The 21,756-nt window shown below is 46.2% G+C and carries 25 protein-coding genes; 12 read left to right on the top strand and 13 right to left on the bottom strand.

The genetic code is table 11. The features are described from left to right. Nucleotides 1-23: 23 nt before the first annotated feature. The 5 genes from BMX69_RS20130 to BMX69_RS20110 form a co-directional block, all read right to left on the bottom strand. Nucleotides 24-1,262, bottom strand: coding sequence for an ABC transporter substrate-binding protein (locus BMX69_RS20130; protein WP_054791272.1), 1,239 nt, complete (start codon nt 1,260-1,262; stop codon nt 24-26). 772 nt (nt 1,263-2,034) lie between these two features. Continuing rightward, entirely contained in the window at nt 2,035-2,805 is a 771-nt protein-coding gene (locus tag BMX69_RS20125) for a DUF6612 family protein (protein WP_092241392.1), read from the bottom strand. A gap of 190 nt (nt 2,806-2,995) precedes the next feature. Further along, nucleotides 2,996-4,342, bottom strand: a complete 1,347-nt coding sequence (locus BMX69_RS20120) for a glucose-6-phosphate isomerase (protein WP_100043338.1) — start codon at nt 4,340-4,342, stop codon at nt 2,996-2,998. A 206-nt stretch (nt 4,343-4,548) separates the two neighbouring features. Continuing rightward, complete coding sequence (locus BMX69_RS20115; protein ID WP_054791271.1) at nt 4,549-5,490, bottom strand: hypothetical protein; 942 nt, start codon at nt 5,488-5,490, stop codon at nt 4,549-4,551. 127 nt (nt 5,491-5,617) lie between these two features. After that, entirely contained in the window at nt 5,618-6,316 is a 699-nt protein-coding gene (locus BMX69_RS20110; protein ID WP_100043337.1) for a 5'-methylthioadenosine/adenosylhomocysteine nucleosidase, read from the bottom strand. Between the two features lie 268 nt (nt 6,317-6,584). On the opposite strand from BMX69_RS20110, the gene BMX69_RS20105 reads away from it, so the two are divergent. After that, nucleotides 6,585-6,833, top strand: a complete 249-nt coding sequence (locus BMX69_RS20105) for a TIGR03905 family TSCPD domain-containing protein (RefSeq protein WP_054791270.1) — start codon at nt 6,585-6,587, stop codon at nt 6,831-6,833. Nucleotides 6,834-7,248: 415 nt separating this feature from the next. On the opposite strand, the gene BMX69_RS20100 is transcribed toward BMX69_RS20105, so the two are convergent. The 7 genes from BMX69_RS20100 to BMX69_RS20075 form a co-directional block, all read right to left on the bottom strand. Continuing rightward, a complete protein-coding gene (locus tag BMX69_RS20100; protein WP_054791268.1) occupies nt 7,249-7,785 on the bottom strand; it encodes a hypothetical protein in 537 nt (178 codons plus the stop codon). 93 nt (nt 7,786-7,878) lie between these two features. After that, nucleotides 7,879-8,937, bottom strand: coding sequence for an ABC transporter ATP-binding protein (locus tag BMX69_RS20095; protein ID WP_100043336.1), 1,059 nt, complete (start codon nt 8,935-8,937; stop codon nt 7,879-7,881). A gap of 5 nt (nt 8,938-8,942) precedes the next feature. Next, a complete protein-coding gene (cysW, locus tag BMX69_RS20090; protein ID WP_100043335.1) occupies nt 8,943-9,752 on the bottom strand; it encodes a sulfate ABC transporter permease subunit CysW in 810 nt (269 codons plus the stop codon). 6 nt (nt 9,753-9,758) lie between these two features. Further along, nucleotides 9,759-10,607 (bottom strand): sulfate ABC transporter permease subunit CysT, encoded by an 849-nt coding sequence (gene cysT / locus BMX69_RS20085; RefSeq protein WP_100043334.1) that lies wholly within the window; start codon nt 10,605-10,607, stop codon nt 9,759-9,761. A gap of 32 nt (nt 10,608-10,639) precedes the next feature. Then, nucleotides 10,640-11,704 carry a sulfate ABC transporter substrate-binding protein gene (locus tag BMX69_RS20080; protein ID WP_100043333.1) on the bottom strand — a complete coding sequence of 355 codons (1,065 nt, stop codon included), beginning with the start codon at nt 11,702-11,704 and terminating at the stop codon, nt 10,640-10,642. 285 nt (nt 11,705-11,989) lie between these two features. After that, a complete protein-coding gene (locus BMX69_RS24210) occupies nt 11,990-12,166 on the bottom strand; it encodes a hypothetical protein (RefSeq protein WP_157724441.1) in 177 nt (58 codons plus the stop codon). Continuing rightward, the gene (locus BMX69_RS20075) at nt 12,163-13,200 is read right to left on the bottom strand and encodes a LacI family DNA-binding transcriptional regulator (RefSeq protein ID WP_100043332.1); all 1,038 of its coding nucleotides are present in this window, start codon (nt 13,198-13,200) and stop codon (nt 12,163-12,165) included. The genes BMX69_RS24210 and BMX69_RS20075 overlap by 4 nt, the downstream gene beginning before the upstream one ends. 225 nt (nt 13,201-13,425) lie before the next feature. Between BMX69_RS20075 and BMX69_RS20070 the strand changes: the two genes are divergently transcribed. From BMX69_RS20070 to BMX69_RS20025, 11 genes are all read left to right on the top strand, one after another. Further along, complete coding sequence (locus BMX69_RS20070; RefSeq protein WP_100043331.1) at nt 13,426-15,114, top strand: adenylyl-sulfate reductase subunit alpha; 1,689 nt, start codon at nt 13,426-13,428, stop codon at nt 15,112-15,114. Next, nucleotides 15,104-15,415: an indolepyruvate ferredoxin oxidoreductase subunit alpha gene (locus BMX69_RS20065; protein WP_054791985.1), complete on the top strand. Its 312-nt coding sequence runs from the start codon at nt 15,104-15,106 to the stop codon at nt 15,413-15,415. The genes BMX69_RS20070 and BMX69_RS20065 overlap by 11 nt, the downstream gene beginning before the upstream one ends. A gap of 48 nt (nt 15,416-15,463) precedes the next feature. After that, nucleotides 15,464-16,396, top strand: coding sequence for a sulfate adenylyltransferase subunit CysD (cysD, locus tag BMX69_RS20060; RefSeq protein ID WP_330387489.1), 933 nt, complete (start codon nt 15,464-15,466; stop codon nt 16,394-16,396). Next, nucleotides 16,396-18,009 carry a sulfate adenylyltransferase subunit 1 gene (locus BMX69_RS20055; protein WP_100043329.1) on the top strand — a complete coding sequence of 538 codons (1,614 nt, stop codon included), beginning with the start codon at nt 16,396-16,398 and terminating at the stop codon, nt 18,007-18,009. The genes cysD and BMX69_RS20055 overlap by 1 nt, the downstream gene beginning before the upstream one ends. Beyond that, nucleotides 17,999-18,229: a PLP-dependent transferase gene (locus BMX69_RS24810; RefSeq protein ID WP_054791989.1), complete on the top strand. Its 231-nt coding sequence runs from the start codon at nt 17,999-18,001 to the stop codon at nt 18,227-18,229. Before BMX69_RS20055 ends, BMX69_RS24810 begins: the two co-directional genes overlap by 11 nt. Before the next feature lie 56 nt (nt 18,230-18,285). Continuing rightward, a complete protein-coding gene (locus BMX69_RS24805; protein WP_054791990.1) occupies nt 18,286-18,465 on the top strand; it encodes a PLP-dependent transferase in 180 nt (59 codons plus the stop codon). Beyond that, nucleotides 18,455-19,315, top strand: a complete 861-nt coding sequence (locus BMX69_RS20045; protein ID WP_100043328.1) for a 4Fe-4S binding protein — start codon at nt 18,455-18,457, stop codon at nt 19,313-19,315. The genes BMX69_RS24805 and BMX69_RS20045 overlap by 11 nt, the downstream gene beginning before the upstream one ends. Continuing rightward, nucleotides 19,308-19,553: a sulfurtransferase TusA family protein gene (locus tag BMX69_RS20040; RefSeq protein WP_054791991.1), complete on the top strand. Its 246-nt coding sequence runs from the start codon at nt 19,308-19,310 to the stop codon at nt 19,551-19,553. Before BMX69_RS20045 ends, BMX69_RS20040 begins: the two co-directional genes overlap by 8 nt. A 78-nt stretch (nt 19,554-19,631) precedes the next feature. Then, nucleotides 19,632-19,838, top strand: a complete 207-nt coding sequence (gene thiS, locus BMX69_RS20035) for a sulfur carrier protein ThiS (RefSeq protein WP_054791992.1) — start codon at nt 19,632-19,634, stop codon at nt 19,836-19,838. 1 nt (nt 19,839) lies between these two features. Next, nucleotides 19,840-20,643 (top strand): HesA/MoeB/ThiF family protein, encoded by an 804-nt coding sequence (locus BMX69_RS20030; RefSeq protein WP_054791993.1) that lies wholly within the window; start codon nt 19,840-19,842, stop codon nt 20,641-20,643. After that, complete coding sequence (locus BMX69_RS20025) at nt 20,640-21,053, top strand: M67 family metallopeptidase (protein WP_100043327.1); 414 nt, start codon at nt 20,640-20,642, stop codon at nt 21,051-21,053. Before BMX69_RS20030 ends, BMX69_RS20025 begins: the two co-directional genes overlap by 4 nt. Before the next feature lie 63 nt (nt 21,054-21,116). On the opposite strand, the gene BMX69_RS20020 is transcribed toward BMX69_RS20025, so the two are convergent. Next, nucleotides 21,117-21,749 (bottom strand): nucleoside recognition domain-containing protein, encoded by a 633-nt coding sequence (locus BMX69_RS20020; protein WP_100043326.1) that lies wholly within the window; start codon nt 21,747-21,749, stop codon nt 21,117-21,119. Nucleotides 21,750-21,756 lie beyond the last annotated feature (7 nt).

Genomic DNA, 21,756 nt, shown 5'->3' with positions numbered 1-21,756 from the left:
AAATTCTTCTTTTCTATTTTGTTTTACTGCTGTGCCGCACTGTTCAATACATCCGGTACGCTCTGAAGAGAACTTGGATTAAATACTTCTTCAAAGGACAAGGACAGGTTTTCTGATAATTCAGACCACTCTTTAATAATAAAGCTTGCAGAAGTATAACCCGTGCTTTGTTCAAGCATTAAGTAGAATGGTGCATATTCCGGCTGATCCATAATCTTTTCAGATCCTACAACACTGCTAAGTACCGGTAATTCCAGACCAATACGCGCTTTATTGGATTCTTCATTGGTCCAGAATTTCACAAATTCCCATGCTGCTTCTTTATACTTGCTGTCTTTTGAAATGGAGATACCGGAAGAACTTAAAATACTGACAGAATCTTTTCCTGCATTGGCAAAAGCGGGAATCGCAACCACGCCGTAGTTTAAACCGTCTTCCTTTAAGGAATTAATTGACCACGCACCATAAACATACATTGCTACTGCTCCGGAACGGAATTCATCGGTTCCGCTTTTTTCCGTTGCAACTGCATATCCATCTTTCTCCATATCCTGGAACATCTGGAACACTTCCTCTGACTCTTTGGAATTAATGTTTCCCTCCAGCTTTCCCTCATTGTCACAATACGCTGCTCCATTGCTCCATAAATACATTTCAAAATCATATGGATCCGGCTTCATCGGGAATGCAAAGCCTTTTGCAGAGGTTTTTTCAGATATGGTCTTTGCCGCTTGCTGCAAATCATCCCATGTCCAATCATTGGTAGGCTCAGGAATTCCTGCTTCCTGGAATAAATCCTTATTATAGAACAAGGTGTGTGTCGTAAATCCGATCGGAATACCATATATTTGTCCATCCATGGAGTTGTAATTCCATAAGGTATCATAGAAATTAGCTTTATATGCTTCCCCTTCTTTTTCAATAAAGCTATCCAGCGGTTCTAACCCCTGATAATACGCTGGATAATTCCACATATACATTACGTCGGGAGTATCCCCGGATCCCATGCCTGCACTGATTTTTGTATCAAAATCTTTACCATAGGCTTCCAGAGCTACTTCAATATCCTCATGTGCCGCATTAAACTTATCCACCAGCTCCTGCTGGCGGTCTACATCTTCTGCCACATCCCAGGATGCAAAACGGATTTTAGTTTTTCCGCCTTTTGCTGAATCCTGATTGGCATTACTTCCGCCGCATCCACTTAATACGGTTATAACTGTCAGAGATAACATACACAATGCTGCCAACTTTCTTTTCATAAAAATACCTCCTCTTTTTTGATAAAATCATTATATAATTTACTAAGTAATTTTTCAACAATTTTAGTCGAATCTTTGTATCTTCTTCTATTTTTAACATTTTTCATATATGGTATTTGTGCATAATTACCTGTTTTTGTGATTATTATTAACTTTTTATATTTTCCTCAAATATTCTTCCAGTAAATCTTTACCACATTTTACTAAAATATATAGACAATGTTCTTAACACCCATGCTATATATAAGGTATGGAGAAGGAAGATTCAAAGGCGGAAGATTATTGTTCTAACAAAATGAGTGCACAATAAAAAACAGGAATCTCTCAATGGTAAATTTTTAAGATGAAAAGTGGGAAATTACAGCTTGGCAGGATTTATAGAAAATGACTTCCATGAACAGAAAGACTCAAACCCAATTTATATGTCTAAAAAATTTATCGCGGATTTAGCATATCAAATTACTATTTGGTTTTTTCCAGAAAAAATTTAGGTAATATAGGATTTGAATCAATATATTTATTAACAGACCATACAGAATTGTACGAAAAGTGCGATTAAGAATTTAAGGCAATGGTAAATGGAGATAATGGCAGTTATGAATAAATGTATAGCTTTCACATAGAGATAAACTCAAAATATTTAAAAAAGGCAAAGGCGGAAGCTTTCTGGCATATCCTGCCGCTTCAAATGCCTTTGCCTTTCTGAATATTCCTTAATACTTCATTGATTAGGTATGAGCTAATGATGGGAACTTTTTATTATGCAATCGATTTACTGGTTTTCCATTGCGCTTGCATCGATTTCCGTATATCCCTCCAGATCCGGCGCTGTGACCTCAACGGTTTGACCAGGATTGTTGTAAGTGGAATCTGTATCCATTACCATAGCTATCGTCTCACCCTGAGTATTCATTTCAAGGGACATCTTGACCTTTGAGTTTGTAAAGTACCCATCCTTATTGACCGTTGCTTCACCGCTTGCCTCTTTGATGGTGTAAGTTACGCCTTCCATGTTGGTTCCTAACTGCCCCATCATATCCTGAACGTAGGCATCCATCTTTTCAGCATCAACCGTAAAGGTAAGGACCTGGTTATTTCCATCCTTCTTTGCCGTGATCTCCTTGAGATAAGAAGAATTTACGCTTGCGCCTTCTGTGCTCTGCTTTACCTGTTTCATCATGGCATCTAAATCCATGGCGTATTTCACCTTCTGGCCCATGGAATCCATATAATAATAACCGTTCTCATAATACATGAGGATATCCAGATTCTGGCCCATAAGTGAAGTAGTGCCCTTAGCCAGATATCTCATGTTCTCGGTGTTAATGTCCGCCATCTTCATATCAAGATCCATATTGATGTCTGTGGTTTCCTCTCCCTGGGTCATCTGCATGTTGATCACAGAGGTCACATCCATGGATGTCAGCTCCGACGTTTTTTTCGAGGCCTCATCATAAAGCACCTTTGGATCTTTTTCCCCTTTGCAAGCAGTCAATGACAGGGCCGTAGCCACAGCAAGTAAAAGCATTAAATATTTTTTCATATCTTCCTCCTTTAATTATGTGTTTTTATCACAATTATAAGTATACTATACTGCACCGACATTTCATATCTAAGTTTTTCTTAAATATCTCTTTATTGTTCCCAATTAAGCCAAAAAATATATAAAAGCCGGTACTCCGGTCCGACTTTTTTAAGTCTGAACCAGAATACCGGCGTTTCCTGCCAACACTCTATAACCTCTTTAAGAGTTCCTCCCTTTCCTTCTCAAATCCAGGTTTTCCAAGAAGTGCGAACATATTCTTCTTATAGCTTTCTACTCCTGGCTGGTTAAACGGATTTACACCCAAAATATATCCGCTGATGCCGCAAGCATATTCAAAGAAGTAGAACAGCTGTCCCAGGCTGTACTCATCCTGTCCGGGAATCCTTACCATAAGATTTGGCACGTTTCCGTCGGTATGAGCCAGAATGGTTCCGTTCATAGCACTCTTATTAACAAAATCAACGCTCTTTCCTGCAAGGTAGTTCATACCATCGGTATCAACTGCTTCTTCCTTGAGGAGAATTTCCGCGGACGATTCTTCGACATCCAGCACGGTTTCAAACATAATTCTGGCCCCATCCTGAATAAACTGTCCCATAGAGTGCAAGTCTGTGGTTAAATCCACTGCGGCTGGAAAGATCCCTCTTTGATCTTTTCCTTCACTTTCTCCAAATAACTGCTTCCACCACTCGGAAACATAATGAAGGCTTGGCTCATAGTTTGCCACGATCTCCACCGTTTTCCCTTTCCGAAGCAGGATATTGCGCACAGCCGCATACTGAAGGGCGCCGTTTGACTCATAGGGCGCTTCCAGGGCTTCCATCCTGGCCGCCTCCGCGCCTTCCATTAATTTATCAATATCAGCGCCGGATACTGCAATCGGAAGAAGGCCGACTGCTGTAAGCACTGAGAAACGTCCTCCTACGTCATCCGGAACCACGAAAGATTCATAGCCTTCCTCGTCAGCCAGATTCTTCAGAGCGCCCCTTGCCTTATCCGTAGTGGCATAAATCCTTTTATTTGCCTCTTCACGGCCATATTTCTCAATCAGCATATCCTTAAATACCCGGAAAGCGATTGCCGGCTCTGTGGTGGTTCCTGATTTTGATATAATATTAACGGAGAAATCCTTTCCTTCCAGCACATCCTTTAGGTCATGGATGTATTTGCTGCTGATGCTGTTTCCAACGAAATAAATCTCCGGAGTTTTACGTTTTCCTTTTGGCAATACATTGTAAAAGCTGTGGGATAAAAATTCTATGGCTGCCCTGGCTCCAAGATAGGAACCGCCGATACCGATGACCAGCAGAACATCCGAATCATTTTGAATTTTCTCTGCTGCCATCTTTATTCTCTGGAATTCTTCCTTATCATAATCCACCGGAAGATCGATCCAACCCAAGAAATCACTGCCTGCACCAGACTTGTCCATCAGCACACTCTTTGCACACATTGCTGTGGCCTTCATGTTCTCCATTTCCTCTGCTGATACAAATCCTGCTGCCCTGGAATAATCAAAAATTACATTTCCCATTGCTATTATTCTCCTTTTCCTTCTATTCTCGCAACGGCAGCGAGCCGAAGCCAAGCTTTCCTGACCTTGGCAACTGCCTGCGGGGCCAAATAGCCCGTAACTAGCTATGGGTTATTTGACTTCAGGTTTCTGACTCCCTGCTTAGGAAAATTATACCACAGAATGGTTCTGAATGCGACATGATTTTCTTTCCGCCTTCCAAACGTTCACGTTAAATATTCCTGAAGAATTTCACCGATCAGCTTTAACTCATCAGGGCTTAGATCCTTTAACCAGTCCTCTCCCTGCCTGCCGCCCCGTTCTCTTTCCCTGCTGGCGGCAATCTGTTCCAGGCTCCGTTTTAAGTAATCCACATCCCGCCTGGAGTTCTTAAGGTCTGGCTGCGCCTGGCTTTCCGCTCTTTCGGGCACCTGCTCCGGAGCATCGGAAAACACATCCATGGACTGTTTGTGAGTGCGGCTCCTTAAGGGTTTTTCTAATGTCCCATTTCTTTGCCTTGCGCTTCTCCTGTCTGCCTTCTTGTCCTGCTCCGGCTCGACTTCTACTCCTCCCTTTGGTGACTGGGAATAAATGGATCTTATATTTTCACGGGTTTCCATATGAGGCCCCGACATTGCCTGTGTTTCCTCTCTTTCCATATCCAACCGGTAAATCAACGTATTCTCCAGATAATTGTCCAGAGTCGCAAACAGCTGCTGCCGCTTCTCCACAATTCCTGCGCCGTGGTCTACCAGAATAGTAAACAGTCCGCCCATGATACCTGCAGAGCCATACAAGACTATGTAATAAGAATCGGCACGGAACCAGTAGGATGCAAATGCCGCCGCACCTCCTGCCAGAAAGCACCATAGTGTCATTTGGTTGGAAAATATATTCCAGCCGTGGAGTGTTACTCCCATATATTTAAAATCATACATCTGCCGTTCCAGATACGGCTTTACCTTTGGGATTCCCTGGTTAATCTGGTACGTGTTTTCCGTCTTCTGTTTAAATGCCCGAAGACTCTTGTTTTTGGTCAATGTAAGGTTATCAGATTCTTTGATCAATCTTTTGTAGAGGTTACGTGTCAGCCATCTGGTGACAATGCCGATGCCGCACAGGGCTCCCAGCACGAATAGCGCCTTGCCTGTCTGTAAAAATTCCAGCATAATTATAACTCCCCTTTCTTTCCGGTTTCGACCGGTGATAGGTTTATTATAATCACACGATTTCGCTTTGGGAAGATGAGAGAGCCTAGAATCGTTCGTCAAATCCTGTCAGGATTCGATTCTTAACCTAATATGAATACCGTTCAGCTATGGCTAAAATAAGGTTCACAGAATGCTTAACCGCCTTCTCCTCAAACTCGCTATAGTCCATATTTGCGCTGTCATCCGCCTTATCTGAAATGGCTCTGATGATGAGAAAAGGGATGTGGTTTAAGTACGCCGCCTGTGCGATCGCAGCTCCTTCCATTTCCGTACAATATCCCCCAAAGGTATCCCCTATCCACTGTTTCTTAACCTTATCAGAAATAAACTGGTCCCCTGAAACTACCCTTCCGACGAAAACTTCAATCTCAGGATTGACCTTCCTGCAGCACTCTTCAGCCAGATTCCGAAGCCTTTCATCTGCTTGAAAAGCAAATTCCTTCATCTGGGGGATCTGCCCTGCAGGGTATCCAAAGCCAGTGGCATCCATATCATGATGGACCGTATCTGTGGACAGCACCACATCCCCGATGTTGATTTCATTCTTCAGAGAACCGGCGATTCCGGTATTGATGACCGCAGTCACATGGTAATGATCGGCCAGAATCTGAGTGCAGATTGCCGCATTTACCTTGCCGATGCCGGAACGAACCACCACCGCTTCCTTCCCTTTTAAGATTCCTCTATAAAAATCCATTGCAGCGATGGTCTCTACCGTAACATCCTCCATGGCTTTTTTTACTTCTGCCACTTCTACATCCATGGCCCCGATGATTCCTAACATAATTGTTCTCCTTTCCATTTAAACCCGTGTTTTCCGGGCATATAAGTACACTGCTACCTATTATAACAGTTTGTATCAAATTTGTCAGGAAAAATACACGGGAAATTCACTGGATTTCTTTGGACTTAAAGGCTGATCCTCGTATGAATCACGGTTTGGAATGACTGAATATTTCCGGTTTGCAAAGAGCTATTGACATCCTTGCCTGGATTTCCTATAATTTTATAATCTGCTATGAATGAAATTTTATAATTTGGAGGAATTTAATTTGAAATATAAAACACGCGGCGTTTGTTCGCAGGAAATCAATTTTGAAGTTGAGGATAACAAACTGGTTAAAGTTCAGTTTGTAGGCGGCTGCTCCGGCAACACCCAGGGCGTGTCCCGGCTGGTGGAAGGCATGGATGTAGACGAAGCAATCAAAAGGCTGGAAGGGATCCAGTGCGGCTTCAGACCCACCTCCTGCCCGGATCAGCTGGCACAGGCGTTAAAAAACTATAAAGGAACTCTGTCCTAAGGCTTAAATTTTACACACGTGTTTACAAGATAATTCTGTCATGCTAGAATACCATTAACGGAATTCCTGCTCTTATAAAGAAAATATGATGGTGGGATTACATGACATTTCTCCTTTTGAAGAGGAATAATTATGATGAAGATGGTACAGCCGCTGTATATGCCTGAGTGTATGTGGACACCACCATATTAAAATACAGTCAAATACGCAAGAGGCTTCTGCACTATGAGGAAATTTAAGATCTGCAGCATATACATAATAAGCGGCCCGGAATGAAAGAATTAAAACACTCTTATTCCGGGTCAGTTTATTTTTCTTCTTAAGGCCATGTCCTGGAAACACACTCTATCACTATTATTCCTATTCACTTATCAGAAAATATTTAAAGCAGAACACCTTTCATAAGTTCTTGCAGTTATACAATGAATAATTCATTCTCCTGCTCCATATATCGGCAAAATATAAAGATACCACATAAAAACTCAGGACAGAACTCCTCTGCTGCGTCAAGGTTCCAGCAACGAGAAAAGATTCCCCTGCGTGAAAGAGTGAGGATCACTTTACCGGAAGAGTCAGTCAAACGGTAGTTTTGGCTGTTGATCATCTGCAGAAGTCCGATCCGGTCCTGAAACATGAGTTCTGCAGATTTTACCCGCGGCATCCGATAGCCGAACTTCCACACAATGAAAGGACCGTTTTCGTCTGCATATTTTGGAACGCCGGATAACAGAATCTCGCCGTCAGAATTTTTCAGCAGGTATTGCCTGGAGCAGACATCACAAATCCGCTCACCGGTAGGCACCTCCGTCCGGATCTGGGTGAGGAACTGTTTTTCTCCTGCAATAATATGCTTTTCTAAACCGAACAAGCAATTGTGTATGTTGGCCAATGCCAGGCCGGATGCCTTATTGTCTTCCTGGTACAGAGCACCTGACTTTAAAAGAAGATTCATCTTACCGCCTCCAGAATGAGCTGATAACAGAAGAAACACTTATCACTGGTTCATATCATGAGAAGGGGAGCCCTCCCAAAGAAAACTGACCTGTCAGATGGTAAATATATCGCTGGCCTGAAAAGACTTGTTTTCCGCCAGGCGCACCTGTGTGTCGTTGTAAAGATACAAACGGTAAATCAGCACACTGACTTCTTCACCGACAGCGAGGAAGTCATCCTCTAAGGACCGGTATGCAACAAGCTTTATCCCACTGACATTCAATCTCAACTCTAACATATTGCCTCGAAAAAGGCTGTCTTCGATGACCGCACGCTGAGAAGCGTGTGGATAGACCTCTTTGTCCGTTCTTGTGACCTTTATGAATTCAGGCCGAAGAACGGCTTTTTCATAGCCCTCTTCCAATTCAAAGCCGCTGAGCCGGCCATAATCCTCTACAATCATGGATTCACCAATAAACCTCGCAGCAAAAGGTGTAGCCGGATTTTTATAAATCTCCACCGGTGACCCGATTTGTTCAATATGGCCAGTATTGGTGATGATGATTTCATCCGCTACCTCGACTGCTTCCTCCTGATCGTGGGTGACAAAGATACTGGTGATCCCAACCTTGTTTATGGTCTCTCTCAGCCATGTACGCAATTCTTTACGCACCTTCGCATCAATGGCGGCAAAGGGCTCATCAAGCAGCAGCAGATGAGGGTTCGGCGCGAGTGCCCTGGCAAAAGCCACACGCTGCTTCTGTCCTCCTGAAAGCTGGTGAGGCCGCCGGTTTTCCAGCCCTTTCAGCCCGATAAGCTCTATCAGCTCGTTTACCCGCTGTTTGGTATACGTCTTATCCTTTTTCTGTACTTCCAGGCCAAATGCAATGTTATCAAAAACCGACATATAACGAAATAGGGCGTAGTTTTGAAATACAAAGCCAATCCCCCGTTTGCTTGCAGGAAGACCGTTCACACACTGGCCATCGATATAAATATCGCCGCTGTCCGGCGCTTCCAGTCCTGCAATCATACGTAAAATAGTTGTTTTCCCGCTTCCTGAGGGACCCAACAGCCCAATCAGCTTTCCTTTTTCAATGGAAAAACTAATGTTCTCCGCGGCCTGATAAGAACCGAACTTTTTATTGATGTTTTTTAGCTGTACATACATAGGCCCTACCTCTCTTCCCGCTTGACACGATACTCTACAATATTGCGCAGGATCAGAATCAATACCGCAATCAACACCAAAATAGATGAGACAGCAAAAGCCGCAGTCAGTTTAAATTCATTGAACAGAATTTCCACGTGCAGCGGTAATGTATTTGTCTTACCTCGCAGATGGCCGGATACTACCGATACCGCACCAAACTCGCCCAAAGCACGTGCTGTGCAGAGAATAATACCGTACAAGAGTCCCCATTTGATATGCGGAAAAGTAACCTTGCGGAAAATCCGCAGCCCCTTCGCACCCATCAGGGCTGCGGCTTCCTCCTCATCGCTGCCCTGTGCCTGCATCAAGGGAATCAGCTCTCGGGCAACAAAGGGAAAGGTAACAAAAATCGTTGCTAATACAATTCCAGGTACGGCAAATACAATTTTAATATCCCATGCCTCCAGCAAAGGGTATGCCCAGCCAATTCGCCCGAATACCAGTATAAACACCAGCCCCGCGATAATTGGGGAAATAGAGAATGGGATATCGATCAGCGTAGTAAGCGCCTGCTTTCCCCGAAATTGGAATTTAGAAATACCCCAGGCAGCAAAAACGCCAAACAGTGTATTCACAGCAACAGAAATGACCGTAGTAAACAGCGTCAGCTTTAGTGCTTTCACAGTATAATCATCAGTAACTGCCAGGAAGAAAACCTCAAAGCCTTGACGCAGGGAATATACCAGCACGGCGGCAAGAGGCAATACGAGCATGATGCCTAAAAACGCCGCTCCAATTAAGATCAAAAGCCATTTTATGATGTTCTCTTTCATTCGCCCTTACCCCCTTGCAATTTTTTGGATGCGCGCCTGAATTAAGTTGATACCGAACAGGAGCAGGAACGCAAATACCACCATTACGAAAGCAATTGCTGTTGCAGCCGGATAGTTGAACTGTTCCAGCTTATTCATGATAATAAGCGGTACGATCTGTGTCTCATAGGGGATATTTCCCGCGATAAACACCACGCTGCCATATTCGCCAATGGACTTGGCAAAGGCAAGGCCGAAACCGGTCAGGGCAGCCGGCAGAATTTCAGGAAGCACCACTTTAAAGAAGGTACGGGAGCGGCTGGCTCCTAATACCTGTGCCGCTTCCTCATACTGTGGATCCAGCTTTTCCAGAACCGGCTGAACGGAGCGTACCACAAGTGGTATTCCGATAAAAATCATAGCAATCACAATTCCTGTTTTTGAATAGGAGATTTTCACTCCTATTTTTGCAAACCATCTGCCAATCCATCCGTGTTCAGAATATAAGGTGGTCAGCGCAATCCCTGCCACAGCAGTGGGAAGGGCGAGCGGCAGCTCGATCAGGCCATCCAATATCCGCCGCATAGGAAATTGATAACGGGTTAAAATCCAGGCCAGCAAAATACCGAACACCACATTAACGACCGCGGCAATGGCGGAGCAGCTGAGACTGACCTGATAGGCCGCTATCGTTTGTTTATCCGTAATCACTCTCAAAAAATCGCTGAAAGAAGAATCGGAAAGTAGTAAGAATACAGAAAACAGAGGAATCAGCACAACCAAGCTGAGCATTGTGACCGTGATGCCGATGGAAAGACCAAATCCTGGTATCACTCTGATTTTCCGTTTTAAAAAAATTTTTTCAAAGTTATGCATGATTCCCCCTGCGCCTGGCGATTGCAGCCGTGTTACTTCTTATAAATCTGATCAAAAATCGCCCCGTCGGCAAAAAATTTCTCACTGGCGGAAGCCCACCCTCCAAAATCATCGTTGATATTGACCAGCTGGATATCAAGATCAAAGGTATCTCCAAATTCCTTCAGGATGTCAGGATTGGAAGGACGGTAATAATTTTCTCCCTCCAGCCGCTGAGCCGCGTCTGAATAGAGGTAAGCAAGGTAAGCCTTAGCAATCTCCTCTGTTTCGTGCTTTTTGGCATTGGCGTCTACCACAGCAACGGACGGCTGTGCCAGAATGCTTAAGCTGGGAGTTATAATCTCATATTCATCGGGATGCTCCACCACCGAAAGAAACGCCTCGTTCTCCCACGCCAACAGCACATCCCCTTTTTTGTTTTCTACAAATGTTGTGGTTGCTCCCCTGGCGCCAGAATCCAGTACGGATACATTGGCGTAAAGCGCTTGTAAAAACTCTCTGTTCTTTGTCTCATTCCCGCCATATGTTTTATCGGAGTAGGCCCAGGCAGCTAAAAAGTTCCACCGGGCGCCGCCGGAGCTTTTCGGATCAGGGGTGATGACTTCAACACCTGGCCCGGCAAGATCATCCCAATCCTGAATGTTTTTCGGATTCCCTTTTCGAACCAGGAATACAATTGTGGAGGTATAGGGGGAACTGTTCTTTGGAAGTTCGTCTACCCAGCCGTCTTCAATCAGTCCGCCTTTTCGCAGTTCATCCACATCGCCCTCAAGGGCCAGTGTTACCACATCGGCCTCGTTGCCCTCCAATACGGAACGTGCCTGCTTGCCTGATCCGCCGTGAGACTGAGTGATTTCCACGGCCTGCCCTTTTTCCTCCTCCCAATAGGTTTGGAAAAGCTTGTTATATTGCTCATACAACTCCCGGGTAGGGTCATAGGAGACATTTGTAATTGATACCGTTTTTGATTCAGAGGCCCCACGGTTCCCATCAGAAGTGACAGCATTACCGGAGCAGCCCGTTAATACACCGAGGACAGAAGCTAATACGACAGTTGGCCCTAAGACCTTATTGGATAATATCGTTATACGTTTCATAATGGAAATACCTCATTTCGCCATGTTATTTTTATGCCTCATTTTAATTTAGAAAATCTGAAATCACATTCGTTCTTTTAAGCCACAGGTTTTCCCAGCAGTAAAGTGACAACATTTATAACATCGGCACTTTGCCGTCATGCGCAGAGCAGTTTTTTTTCGCATCAGATTCACCCCCAAATCCATTACATACAAAACAAATATGTTTACTATGCATTATACGAATCTGATTCCATGATTGCAACGGCAAATTAAGCAAACGTTTGCTTATATAAAAAGGTCATATCATTCAGCAATCGTTTGCAGAAACATCTGCCGGATAGGAGAAAGCGTAAGCCCTGACTGTACCGTCCGTGCAGAGATGACCCGGCAGCCGGGAAACAGGAACCTCACCTCACCCTCTAAAACCGCCAAATTACCGAAACCAACAAGCAGGATATCCCATCGTATTTTGTCTTTCATATATACATTCCTTCGTTTATATTGAATACGCTTTCCCGCCGCATCAACTTATTCGGCAGGTATAGTTTCAGCGGGAGCCGGTGTTGTTTGTGAATCCGGCCGATGAGCAACTGTACCGCCATGCTTCCTATTTCAGCAATTGGCATGCCAACTGTTGTCAGCATGGGAGAAACATAGCTGGACAATTCTATATTGTCCATGCTGATTATGGAAAGCTGCTCCGGGACCTTGATTCTCGCCTCCCTGAAGCGGCGCAATGCAGCAATGGCTGACACATCGGCTGCGCAAAAAACTGCGGTGGGCAACTCAGCACACCCGCGCAAAAGCAGATCCGCTCCCCGGTATCCCCCCTCGCCGGTGTGCGGGACATTGCAAACGAAACGCCGGTTGTCTTCCAGTCCGCATTTACAAATCATATCACGATACGCCTGGTACCGTGTTTCATCGTCTGTTTCACCAATATAGCCAATCCGCCGGTGGCCATAGGAGACAAGGTGTTCTATGGCCATTTGTGTTGCCTCATAGCCATCGCAAATTACCTGATCCCATTCAGCATGAATTAAATTACGTCCCACATAAACGATATTTTTGTAATGACTCTCCAGGAATGCTGTTGCTGCCTCACTGAACCGCCCAAGCACAATAGCGCCGTCCACGTTTGCCGATTCAATTTTTTCAAGGGTCGAGATCATTTTGATATCAAAAACGGAATAAGAGAGCCGTACAGGATAGTTTCGTTCCATGGCCTGCTGTTCAATGACTTGCGCAAGCTGAGCAAAAAAGGGATTATCATCCAAAGTCTTCGCTCTCCCTAAAATACAGGCAAACGTTCCGGCCGGTGTTTGCTGTCCCCCGTTTTTCCCCCTTTTTAAGTTCCGTGCACTCTGGTTGGGCATATAACCAGTTTCCTTGATGACAGCCCATACCCGGTCCTGGGTTTCCTTGCGGGCGAAGCTCCCGTCCGCTGAATTGATAATTCTGGAAACGGTGGACACAGAAACCCCGGCCCGTGCCGCAACTTCTTTTAATGTCATACGATTACCCTCCCCCAATTAACATATTATATCTATATGTTTAGTATGATATATAGATAAATATGAAAAATCAAGATAAATCTTGTGTAACGTTTGCGCCAGTTTTTTCCATAATTTTACTGATTTTCTTGTGTAACGATTGCGTAATTTGCTCTGGATTTCCATCTTTCGAACAAGTAAAATGAGTCATATTATATATTTCCCATAGATAAAGTAGGTGATTTCATGAAACAGTTCAGTAAGATGCTACGTACGGAATATTTAGAAACAGATTTTTTGATCATTGGCGGCGGCACAGCAGGGTGTTATGCTGCTTTGACATTCAGTGAACAAAGCTGCGGCCGCATATTGATTACCGATAAGGCGGATATACGGCGCAGCGGCTGCCTGGCCGCAGGGGTCAATGCAATCAACGCATACATCGTGCCGGGAAAAACGCCTCAGGATTATGTGGATTACGCCCGTAACGACGCGCAAGGGATTGTACGCGGTGACTTACTTTTGACAATAGCCGAGAGACTGAACCGGACAGCGCAAAAACTGGAAGGACTGGGACTTACGGTTCTCAAGGATGAGCAAGGCGGATATACCATACGCGGTAATCGAAATATTAAAATAAACGGAGAAAACATAAAACCGATATTGGCTGACGCCGTATCAAAGAGACCGGAAATTACAGTGATGAACCGCGTCAACGTGTTTGAGTATATTGTGAAGGACAATCGCATTCAGGGCGCCTATGCCATCAGCATAGATGAGCCGGTGCTGTACGTCCTTACGGCCAAAGCAGTACTCTGCGCCACCGGCGGCGCTGCAGGCCTATACCGCCCCAATCATCCCGGATTTTCCCGGCACAAAATGTGGTATCCGCCCTTCAATACCGGTGCCGGATATGCCATGGGCATTCTGGCAGGTGCTGAGATGACCACTTTGGAAATGCGCTTTATTGCCCTGCGCTGCAAGGATACCATTGCACCTACAGGAACGCTGGCACAGGGTGTCGGTGCAAAGCAGATCAATTCCCAGGGAGAGATCTATGAACAGAAATATGGATTGACCACCTCTCAGCGCCTGCATGGAACAGTGACAGAAAGCCGTGAAGGCCGCGGTCCATGCACCCTGCGCACCATGGGGATCACAGAAGAACAGGATGAGGATTTACAGAAAGCGTATCTCAACATGGCACCTAGTCAAACGCTAAGATGGTTGGAAAGCGGTGAAACACCCCGCATCAAAAACGTAGAAATTGAGGGAACCGAACCCTATATCGTAGGAGGACACACGGCCAGCGGCTATTGGGTGGATACCAATCGGGAAACCACCATAAAGGGACTGTTTGCTGCCGGAGATGTGGCCGGAGGGTGCCCCCAAAAGTACGTAACCGGTGCATTTGCAGAGGGAGAAATCGCAGCAAATGCAGCGATTTCTTGCATGATCAGAGAAGCTGCGCTGCCAGATGCCGGGCAGGTACTGGAAAAAAAGCTCTGGTTGGAGCGATTTATAAGCCAGGATAAAGTCAGTGTTACCACAGACGAATTGGAAGAAAAAATGCAGTCCGTCATGGATCAATACGCCGGAGGGATTGGCTCCGACTACCGTTTTTCTGAAGACTCCCTCCGCATTGCCGATGAAAAGATTGAGGAGATTCAAAGGCAGACAAACGCTTTGGCAGCCCCGGATATGCAGGAACTTGTATACATATTGGAGCTGCGTGAACGATTAATCCTCAGCCGGTCAGTGATCGCCCATTTGGCAGCCCGGCGGGAAACACGCTGGCACAGCTTTGCAGAGAACACCGATTACCCGGACATCAGTTCCGAAATGGAATGCTATGTCAATTCCAGGATTGAGAACGGCAATTTGAAGATTCTCTTCCGGCCGCTTTTTGGGGAAGGAGAAACATATGAGCATTGAAATAAGGTCAGAGCAATGTATTGGATGCGGCCGGTGCCGCAGCATCTGTCCCGGCAGCCTGATACGCCTGCAACAGGGAAAAGCTGAAATTTTACGGCCGGAGCGTTGCTGGGGCTGCGCATCCTGTCTTAAGGAGTGTCCGGTACAGGCCATTGCGCTTTATCTGGGCGAGGACATCGGGGGACTGGGCGGCCGGTTTACCATCCGGCGAACCGGTACCCAGCTGCACTGGATGCTCACAAATCCGGATGGCAGCACAAAAACGCTGACGGTAGACAGCCGCAGCGCCAACAAATACTAAACACTTTTACCTGTTTTCGTCTCGCTGGCAAGCGAACAATTAATCCATATGAAAACAGATTATATCAAGAGAGGAGAGATCCCCATGTCTCTGACACATTTAGATCAATTGGAAGCTGAAGCGATCTATATTTTTCGTGAGGTCGCTGCTGAGTGCGAACGTCCGGTGATGCTATACTCTATCGGAAAGGATTCGTCGGTAATGCTTCATTTGGCCATGAAAGCTTTCTACCCGGAAAAGCCGCCTTTCCCATTTCTGCATATCGATACCAGCTGGAAATTTCGTGAAATGATTGCATTTCGTGACCAGCGCGCAAAAGAGTTAAACATCAATATGCTGGTCTACCGGAACGAAGAGGCGATCGCGCAAGGAATTAATCCCTTTGACCACGGCGCCGCATACACCGATATTATGAAGACGCAAGCGCTCAAAGACGCGCTTACCAAATATCAGTTCACGGCTGCCTTTGGCGGCGGGCGGCGAGACGAGGAAAAATCCCGGGCAAAGGAGCGAATCTTTTCCTTTCGGAACGAATATCACGCATGGGATCCCAAAAACCAGCGCCCGGAGATGTGGAAATTATACAATACGCAGATTAGTAAGGGTGAGAGCATGCGCGTCTTCCCTATTTCCAATTGGACAGAAAAGGATATCTGGCAATATATCCGGCGGGAAAATATCGGCATTGTACCCTTGTATTTTGCAAAAGAACGTCCTGTCGTTTATCGGGATGGAAACATTATCATGGTAGACGATGACCGGATGCGTTTAAGTCCGGGGGAAGTTCCGCAGCTCAAAAAAGTCCGATTTCGCACACTCGGCTGTTACCCGCTCACCGGCGGAGTGGAATCCGAAGCAGATACACTGGAGGCAGTAATCAAGGAGACGCTGGCCTCGGCCACAAGTGAACGCACCAGCCGGGTCATTGATAATGAGACGGCCGGCAGCATGGAACGTCGGAAACGGGAGGGGTATTTTTAATGGGCAGTACAGAAAACGGACTTTTGAAATTTATTACCTGCGGCAGTGTGGACGACGGGAAATCCACCTTGATCGGGCATATTCTGTATGACTCAAAGCTGCTTTATGCGGATCAGGAGCAGGCACTGATTCTGGATAGCCAGGTGGGAAGCAGGGGCGGCGCGATCGACTATTCTCTCCTGTTAGATGGTCTGATGGCTGAACGGGAACAGGGGATCACAATTGATGTTGCTTACCGTTACTTTACAACCAATGCACGAAGCTTTATCGTAGCCGACACGCCGGGCCACGAAGAGTATACACGGAATATGGCGGTGGGTGCCTCTTTTGCGGAGCTCTCGGTCATTCTTGTAGACGCATCCCAGGGCGTGCTGGCGCAAACCCGCCGGCATACCAGGATCTGTTCTTTGATGGGGATACGCTTTTTCATTTTTGCCGTCAACAAAATGGATCTGATTTCCTATAGCAGGGAAAAATTCAACGAGATATCGAAAGATATCGTGGCTCTTTGCGAGGAATTGTCACTGGAACATGTGGTTATCATCCCTGTTTCAGCCACAGAAGGAGACAATGTCACCAGACATTCGGAAAATATGCCGTGGTATCAAGGGGAAACATTGCTTTCGCATCTGGAAACAGTGGATATTTCCGATGAACAGCCGGAAGCAGGGTTTTATATGCCAGTGCAGCGGGTTTGCCGCCCCGACCATAGCTTTCGAGGGTTCCAGGGGCAGGTGGAGGCAGGCAGGGTATCAGTTGGCGATCAGCTGACAGCCTTGCCAAGCGGAGAACACGCTCTTGTAAAATCCATTTCCATTGCCGGGAAAAATGCGGCCGAATCGTCTGTAGGACAGCCGGTCACCATTCAGCTTGACCGGGAAGTGGATGTTTCCCGGGGCTGTGTGCTGGTTAAAGACGCCGGCCTCAAGCTGGAAAGGACCTTTATTGCCACACTTCTATGGATGGATGAAGAAAATCTGATTCCCGGAAAGGAGTATTTACTCAAACTGGGGACTAAGCTAAGCCCGGCCGTTGTGACGGGTATCCAGCATAAAGTGGATATAAACAGCGGCGTACTGCTGCCTGCCGAATCAGTGGGCAAAAATGAAATACTGCGCTGCGAGATCTCATTGTCCGAACCTATTGTATTGGATCAATTCAAACGGCATAAAAGCCTGGGCGAACTGATATTAATCGACCGGGTGAAACACTCTACGACCGCCTGCGGCGTCATTGAAGAGACAGACGAACAAAAACAAGAGGGTATCCTCTTGCAAGATGGAGAGAAAAAGCTGATCATTCGGCTGTTTGATAACTTTTATTACCATCCGGGCATTCATGCTGTGCTGCGTCATAGCCCTGATCCGGTTGTATATATAGCGGGAGATGCCCTTCCTTTAAAAACCGACCAGTTTGATTATCCTCTTGATTTTGATCTGCCCTGCGGCCAGGAGGTCGCTTGCATTCGTCAGGGAGTTTTTGTGGGGTTTGGCAGCCGTGATGAAAAGATACCGCTGATTAATACCAACGGCATTCAGACAGAAGGAGAACTGCCCCGTAATTTTGGAAAATACCGCCGTGTGCTGATTTGGGAGGATTCTTATGAAATTTAATACCAGGTTTTTACACGGAGCATTTCCTCCGGATTTTCATGGCGCAACACTTCCTCCCGTGTATCTGGTATCGGCCTTTGCCCAGGAATCGGCAGAAAAACTGGAAAAGGTTTTTGCGAATACGGCCTCTGAGTTTGCCTATACGCGTATATCCAACCCCACAATTTCTGCTTTTGAAAAGAGAATTGCGGTTCTGGAAGGCGGTCTTGATGCAGTCTGATTAATGCGCTGAAATACGTTCGTATTGCAACCAACATCGGGGATGTACGCACACTGGTGATTCATCCCGCCTCCACCATTTACAGCCATGCAAGCGAGGAGACAAAACAAAACGCAGGCGTATATGACGACCTGATCCGTGTCAGCGTCGGGCTGGAAGATATTGAAGATTTAAAAGAAGATTTTGCACAGGCAATTTCAAAAATATATGAAAGCGGGGATAATTATGGCAGTTAACTATAAAGAATTGAAAAACGGCGGATTTATGCGTCAGGTACAGAAAAACCATTTCTCCTTGCGGTTAAAGGTAGTGGGCGGCAATCTAACAGCTGCGCAGCTGGCCGTGATTGCCGAAATCAGCGAGAAATACGGCGATGGCCATGTCCATCTTACTTCCCGCCAAGGCGTAGAGATTCCTTTTATCAAGCTGGAGGATGTGGATACAGTCAAAGCTGATCTGGAAGATGGCGGCGTGGACACCGGCGTCTGCGGTCCCCGGGTGCGAACCGTTACAGCCTGCCAAGGCAACGCCATCTGCCCGTCCGGCTGCATAGATACTTATCCCCTTGCGGTAGAGATTTCCGACCGGTATTTTGGACGGGAACTGCCTCATAAATTTAAGTTTGGGGTAACCGGCTGTATGAACAATTGCCTCAAGGCGGAGGAAAATGACCTAGGCATAAAGGGCGGCTATACAGTGGACTGGATTCAAGAGGCCTGTACCCTGTGCGGTGTATGTACCAAAGCCTGCCGGGAAGGCGCTCTCACCCAAACAGACGGCAAAATTCTCATGGACCGCGATAAATGCAGCAATTGCGGCCGCTGCGCCAAATCCTGCCCCTTTGACGCCTGGAAAAGCGAACCGGGATATCTGGTTTCCTTCGGGGGTACCTTCGGCAACTTAATTGCCAGGGGACAGCAATTTTTGCCTATTATCCGTGACAAAGAAACTTTATTTCGTGTAACCGATGCGGCACTTGATTTCTTCAACAGGAATGCAAAACCCAGCGAGCGATTCCGGGTCGCCATCGAACGCACAGGCTGGGAGGAATTCAAACGTGAAATGGAGGCTGCTTACAATGGCTGATTTTAATATAAATGAAACACTGGATATCACAGATGTGGTCTGCCCGGCCACCTTTGTCAAAGTAAAAGTGGCACTTGAAGAGTTAGACGAAGGACAAATCCTGTCCATTCGATTAAACGACGGTGAACCGGTGCAAAATGTTCCCCGCAGTGTAAAGGAAGAGGGACATCAAATTCTGCGCCTGACAGAGAATGAAGACGGAACCTATAACCTGATCGTGCGAAAAGCCGGAGAATAGCTGGCTTAACATCTGTAAGATAAATGTCAATCATTATCTTCCCTTTCAGCACATCGATTAAATTATGGAGGAATCGAAATGATACTAACTATAGCAGGAAATAAAAAAGAATACGCTGACGGACTGACTGTAGCGGAGCTGATAGAAATAGAGCAGATAGAAACACCCCAATATGCCACTGTATCTGTTGACGATGAGTTTATTTCCGGAGATGCTTTCGGCGAAACACAGCTGCACGACGGTGCCAGCGTTGAGTTTTTATACTTTATGGGCGGAGGGCAGTGATATGGCATTTACCAATGAGCAGTTAGAACGCTATTCCCGGCACATCCTTCTCTCCGAGGTAGGTGTAAAGGGACAGAAAAAGCTTCTGGATGCCAGGGTACTGATCATCGGAGCCGGAGGGCTTGGCGCTCCCTGTGCGCTGTACCTGGCTGCTGCGGGTGTAGGAACCATCGGGGTAGCCGATGCTGACGAAGTGGATCTTTCCAACCTCCAGCGGCAGGTCATTCACAGCACGCCCGATGTGGGCAAAGCCAAGGTGGAGTCAGCCAAAGAAAGCATCAAGGCCATTAACCCTGACGTGACAGTCAAAACTTACCGTACTTTTGTGACAGCAGACAATGTGATGGATCTGATTTCCGATTATGATTTTATCATTGACGGCACCGATAATTTTCCCGCTAAGTTTCTGATTAATGATGCCTGTGTACTGGCGAAGAAGCCTTTTTCTCATGCCGGCATTATCCGGTTCAAAGGGCAGCTGATGACCTATGTACCGGGGCAGGGCCCCTGCTATCGCTGCGTTTTTAAGAATCCCCCTCCACCAGATGCAGTTCCCACCTGCAGACAGGCCGGTGTGATTGGTACGATGGGCGGTGTCATCGGTACCCTCCAGGCAATGGAGGCAATCAAATATTTCATTGGCAAAGGGGAACTCTTGACCGGTTCACTCCTGACCTATGACGCATTATCCATGACATTTCGTAAAATCAAGCTTCCAAAGAACCCGGGCTGTGAGGTATGCGGAGAACATCTCTCTATTTTGGCTCCCTTTGATTATGAACAGGCGGTGTGTGATTTAAAATGAAGCTTACGATAAAAAAGACTGATGTTAAATTAATTGTGGAACACGCCAGGAACGGCCTTCCCAACGAGGTCTGCGGATTGATTGCAGGTACTGTGGAGGGCGGCAGTAAGACGGTTGAGAAGGTATATCTGCTTTCCAATCCCGACCAAAGCCCGGAGCATTTTTCCATTGACCCCAAAGAGCATCTCTCCGCAATCAAGGATATGCGCAGAAACGGTTGGTTGCCCCTTGGGAATTTCCATTCTCATCCATCTACTCCTGCCTGGCCCTCCATGGAGGATATCCGCCTGGCCTATGATCCTTCTGCGAGCTATCTAATCCTATCCCTGGCCGAAGAGGTACCTGTGCTGAAAGCATTTGGCATTACCGGGGATACGGTGAAGCAAGAAGAAATAGTTGCCATACCTTAATGAAGCGCGTGCAAACGTCCAGGAATGAAGGCTTATAAGACTTTCATTCCTGGACGCTCTGTTTTAAAACGAATGCTTACCTGTATCCATCAATTTACAATATACAACACCCACTATCGTAGAAACCAATGTTGCCAATAAAGCCGGCCCCACCACAGCCATTGGATTAGGACTGCCGTACTGGCTTCTGTAGGCGATCATATTAACCGGTATTAACTGAAGGGAAGAAATATTTATGATAAGAAACGTACACATCTCATTATTTGCAGTTCCTTCCGGAACCGGCTTTGCCACATACTTCCCGGTAACTTCTCCTTTTCTCCGCTTCTCTTCCAGCTCCTTTAAAGCCTCCATGGCTTTTAGTCCTGCCGGGGTAGCCGCCCACCCAAGCCCCAGAATATTAGCGATGATATTAGTAGATATGTATTCAAGCGCCGGATGTTCATCCGGAATCCGTGGAAAAAGGAAATGAAGTACGGGGCTCATTTTTTGTGACATCCGTTCGATCAATCCGGATTTCCGCCCAACCTCCATGATTCCGCTCCAAAAAGACATGATTCCCAGCATGGTGATGCACAACATAACAGCATCTTTTGCAGAGGTTAAAGCCCCATCTGTCACACCATTTAAATTCCCGTGGAATGCTCCCCAAAGGACTCCAACCAGCATCATGAAGGCCCATAAATAATTCAGCATTGCTTTT

The organism is Lacrimispora sphenoides JCM 1415 (assembly GCF_900105615.1).
Lineage (GTDB): Bacteria > Bacillota > Clostridia > Lachnospirales > Lachnospiraceae > Lacrimispora > Lacrimispora sphenoides.
The sequence above is the reverse complement of the archived record's forward strand: the minus strand, read 5'-3'. Positions and strand labels throughout refer to the sequence as shown.

Coding starts and splice junctions, on each gene's coding strand:
- BMX69_RS20130 (WP_054791272.1), bottom strand. CDS start 1,262: ATGAAAAGAAAGTTGGCAGCATTGTGTATGTTATCTCTGACAGTTATA.
- BMX69_RS20125 (WP_092241392.1), bottom strand. CDS start 2,805: ATGAAAAAATATTTAATGCTTTTACTTGCTGTGGCTACGGCCCTGTCA.
- BMX69_RS20120 (WP_100043338.1), bottom strand. CDS start 4,342: ATGGGAAATGTAATTTTTGATTATTCCAGGGCAGCAGGATTTGTATCA.
- BMX69_RS20115 (WP_054791271.1), bottom strand. CDS start 5,490: ATGCTGGAATTTTTACAGACAGGCAAGGCGCTATTCGTGCTGGGAGCC.
- BMX69_RS20110 (WP_100043337.1), bottom strand. CDS start 6,316: ATGTTAGGAATCATCGGGGCCATGGATGTAGAAGTGGCAGAAGTAAAA.
- BMX69_RS20100 (WP_054791268.1), bottom strand. CDS start 7,785: ATGAATCTTCTTTTAAAGTCAGGTGCTCTGTACCAGGAAGACAATAAG.
- BMX69_RS20095 (WP_100043336.1), bottom strand. CDS start 8,937: ATGTATGTACAGCTAAAAAACATCAATAAAAAGTTCGGTTCTTATCAG.
- cysW (WP_100043335.1), bottom strand. CDS start 9,752: ATGAAAGAGAACATCATAAAATGGCTTTTGATCTTAATTGGAGCGGCG.
- cysT (WP_100043334.1), bottom strand. CDS start 10,607: ATGCATAACTTTGAAAAAATTTTTTTAAAACGGAAAATCAGAGTGATA.
- BMX69_RS20080 (WP_100043333.1), bottom strand. CDS start 11,704: ATGAAACGTATAACGATATTATCCAATAAGGTCTTAGGGCCAACTGTC.
- BMX69_RS24210 (WP_157724441.1), bottom strand. CDS start 12,166: ATGAAAGACAAAATACGATGGGATATCCTGCTTGTTGGTTTCGGTAAT.
- BMX69_RS20075 (WP_100043332.1), bottom strand. CDS start 13,200: ATGACATTAAAAGAAGTTGCGGCACGGGCCGGGGTTTCTGTGTCCACC.
- BMX69_RS20070 (WP_100043331.1), top strand. CDS start 13,426: ATGAAACAGTTCAGTAAGATGCTACGTACGGAATATTTAGAAACAGAT.
- BMX69_RS20065 (WP_054791985.1), top strand. CDS start 15,104: ATGAGCATTGAAATAAGGTCAGAGCAATGTATTGGATGCGGCCGGTGC.
- cysD (WP_330387489.1), top strand. CDS start 15,464: ATGAAAACAGATTATATCAAGAGAGGAGAGATCCCCATGTCTCTGACA.
- BMX69_RS20055 (WP_100043329.1), top strand. CDS start 16,396: ATGGGCAGTACAGAAAACGGACTTTTGAAATTTATTACCTGCGGCAGT.
- BMX69_RS24810 (WP_054791989.1), top strand. CDS start 17,999: ATGAAATTTAATACCAGGTTTTTACACGGAGCATTTCCTCCGGATTTT.
- BMX69_RS20045 (WP_100043328.1), top strand. CDS start 18,455: ATGGCAGTTAACTATAAAGAATTGAAAAACGGCGGATTTATGCGTCAG.
- BMX69_RS20040 (WP_054791991.1), top strand. CDS start 19,308: ATGGCTGATTTTAATATAAATGAAACACTGGATATCACAGATGTGGTC.
- thiS (WP_054791992.1), top strand. CDS start 19,632: ATGATACTAACTATAGCAGGAAATAAAAAAGAATACGCTGACGGACTG.
- BMX69_RS20030 (WP_054791993.1), top strand. CDS start 19,840: ATGGCATTTACCAATGAGCAGTTAGAACGCTATTCCCGGCACATCCTT.
- BMX69_RS20025 (WP_100043327.1), top strand. CDS start 20,640: ATGAAGCTTACGATAAAAAAGACTGATGTTAAATTAATTGTGGAACAC.
- BMX69_RS20020 (WP_100043326.1), bottom strand. CDS start 21,749: ATGCTGAATTATTTATGGGCCTTCATGATGCTGGTTGGAGTCCTTTGG.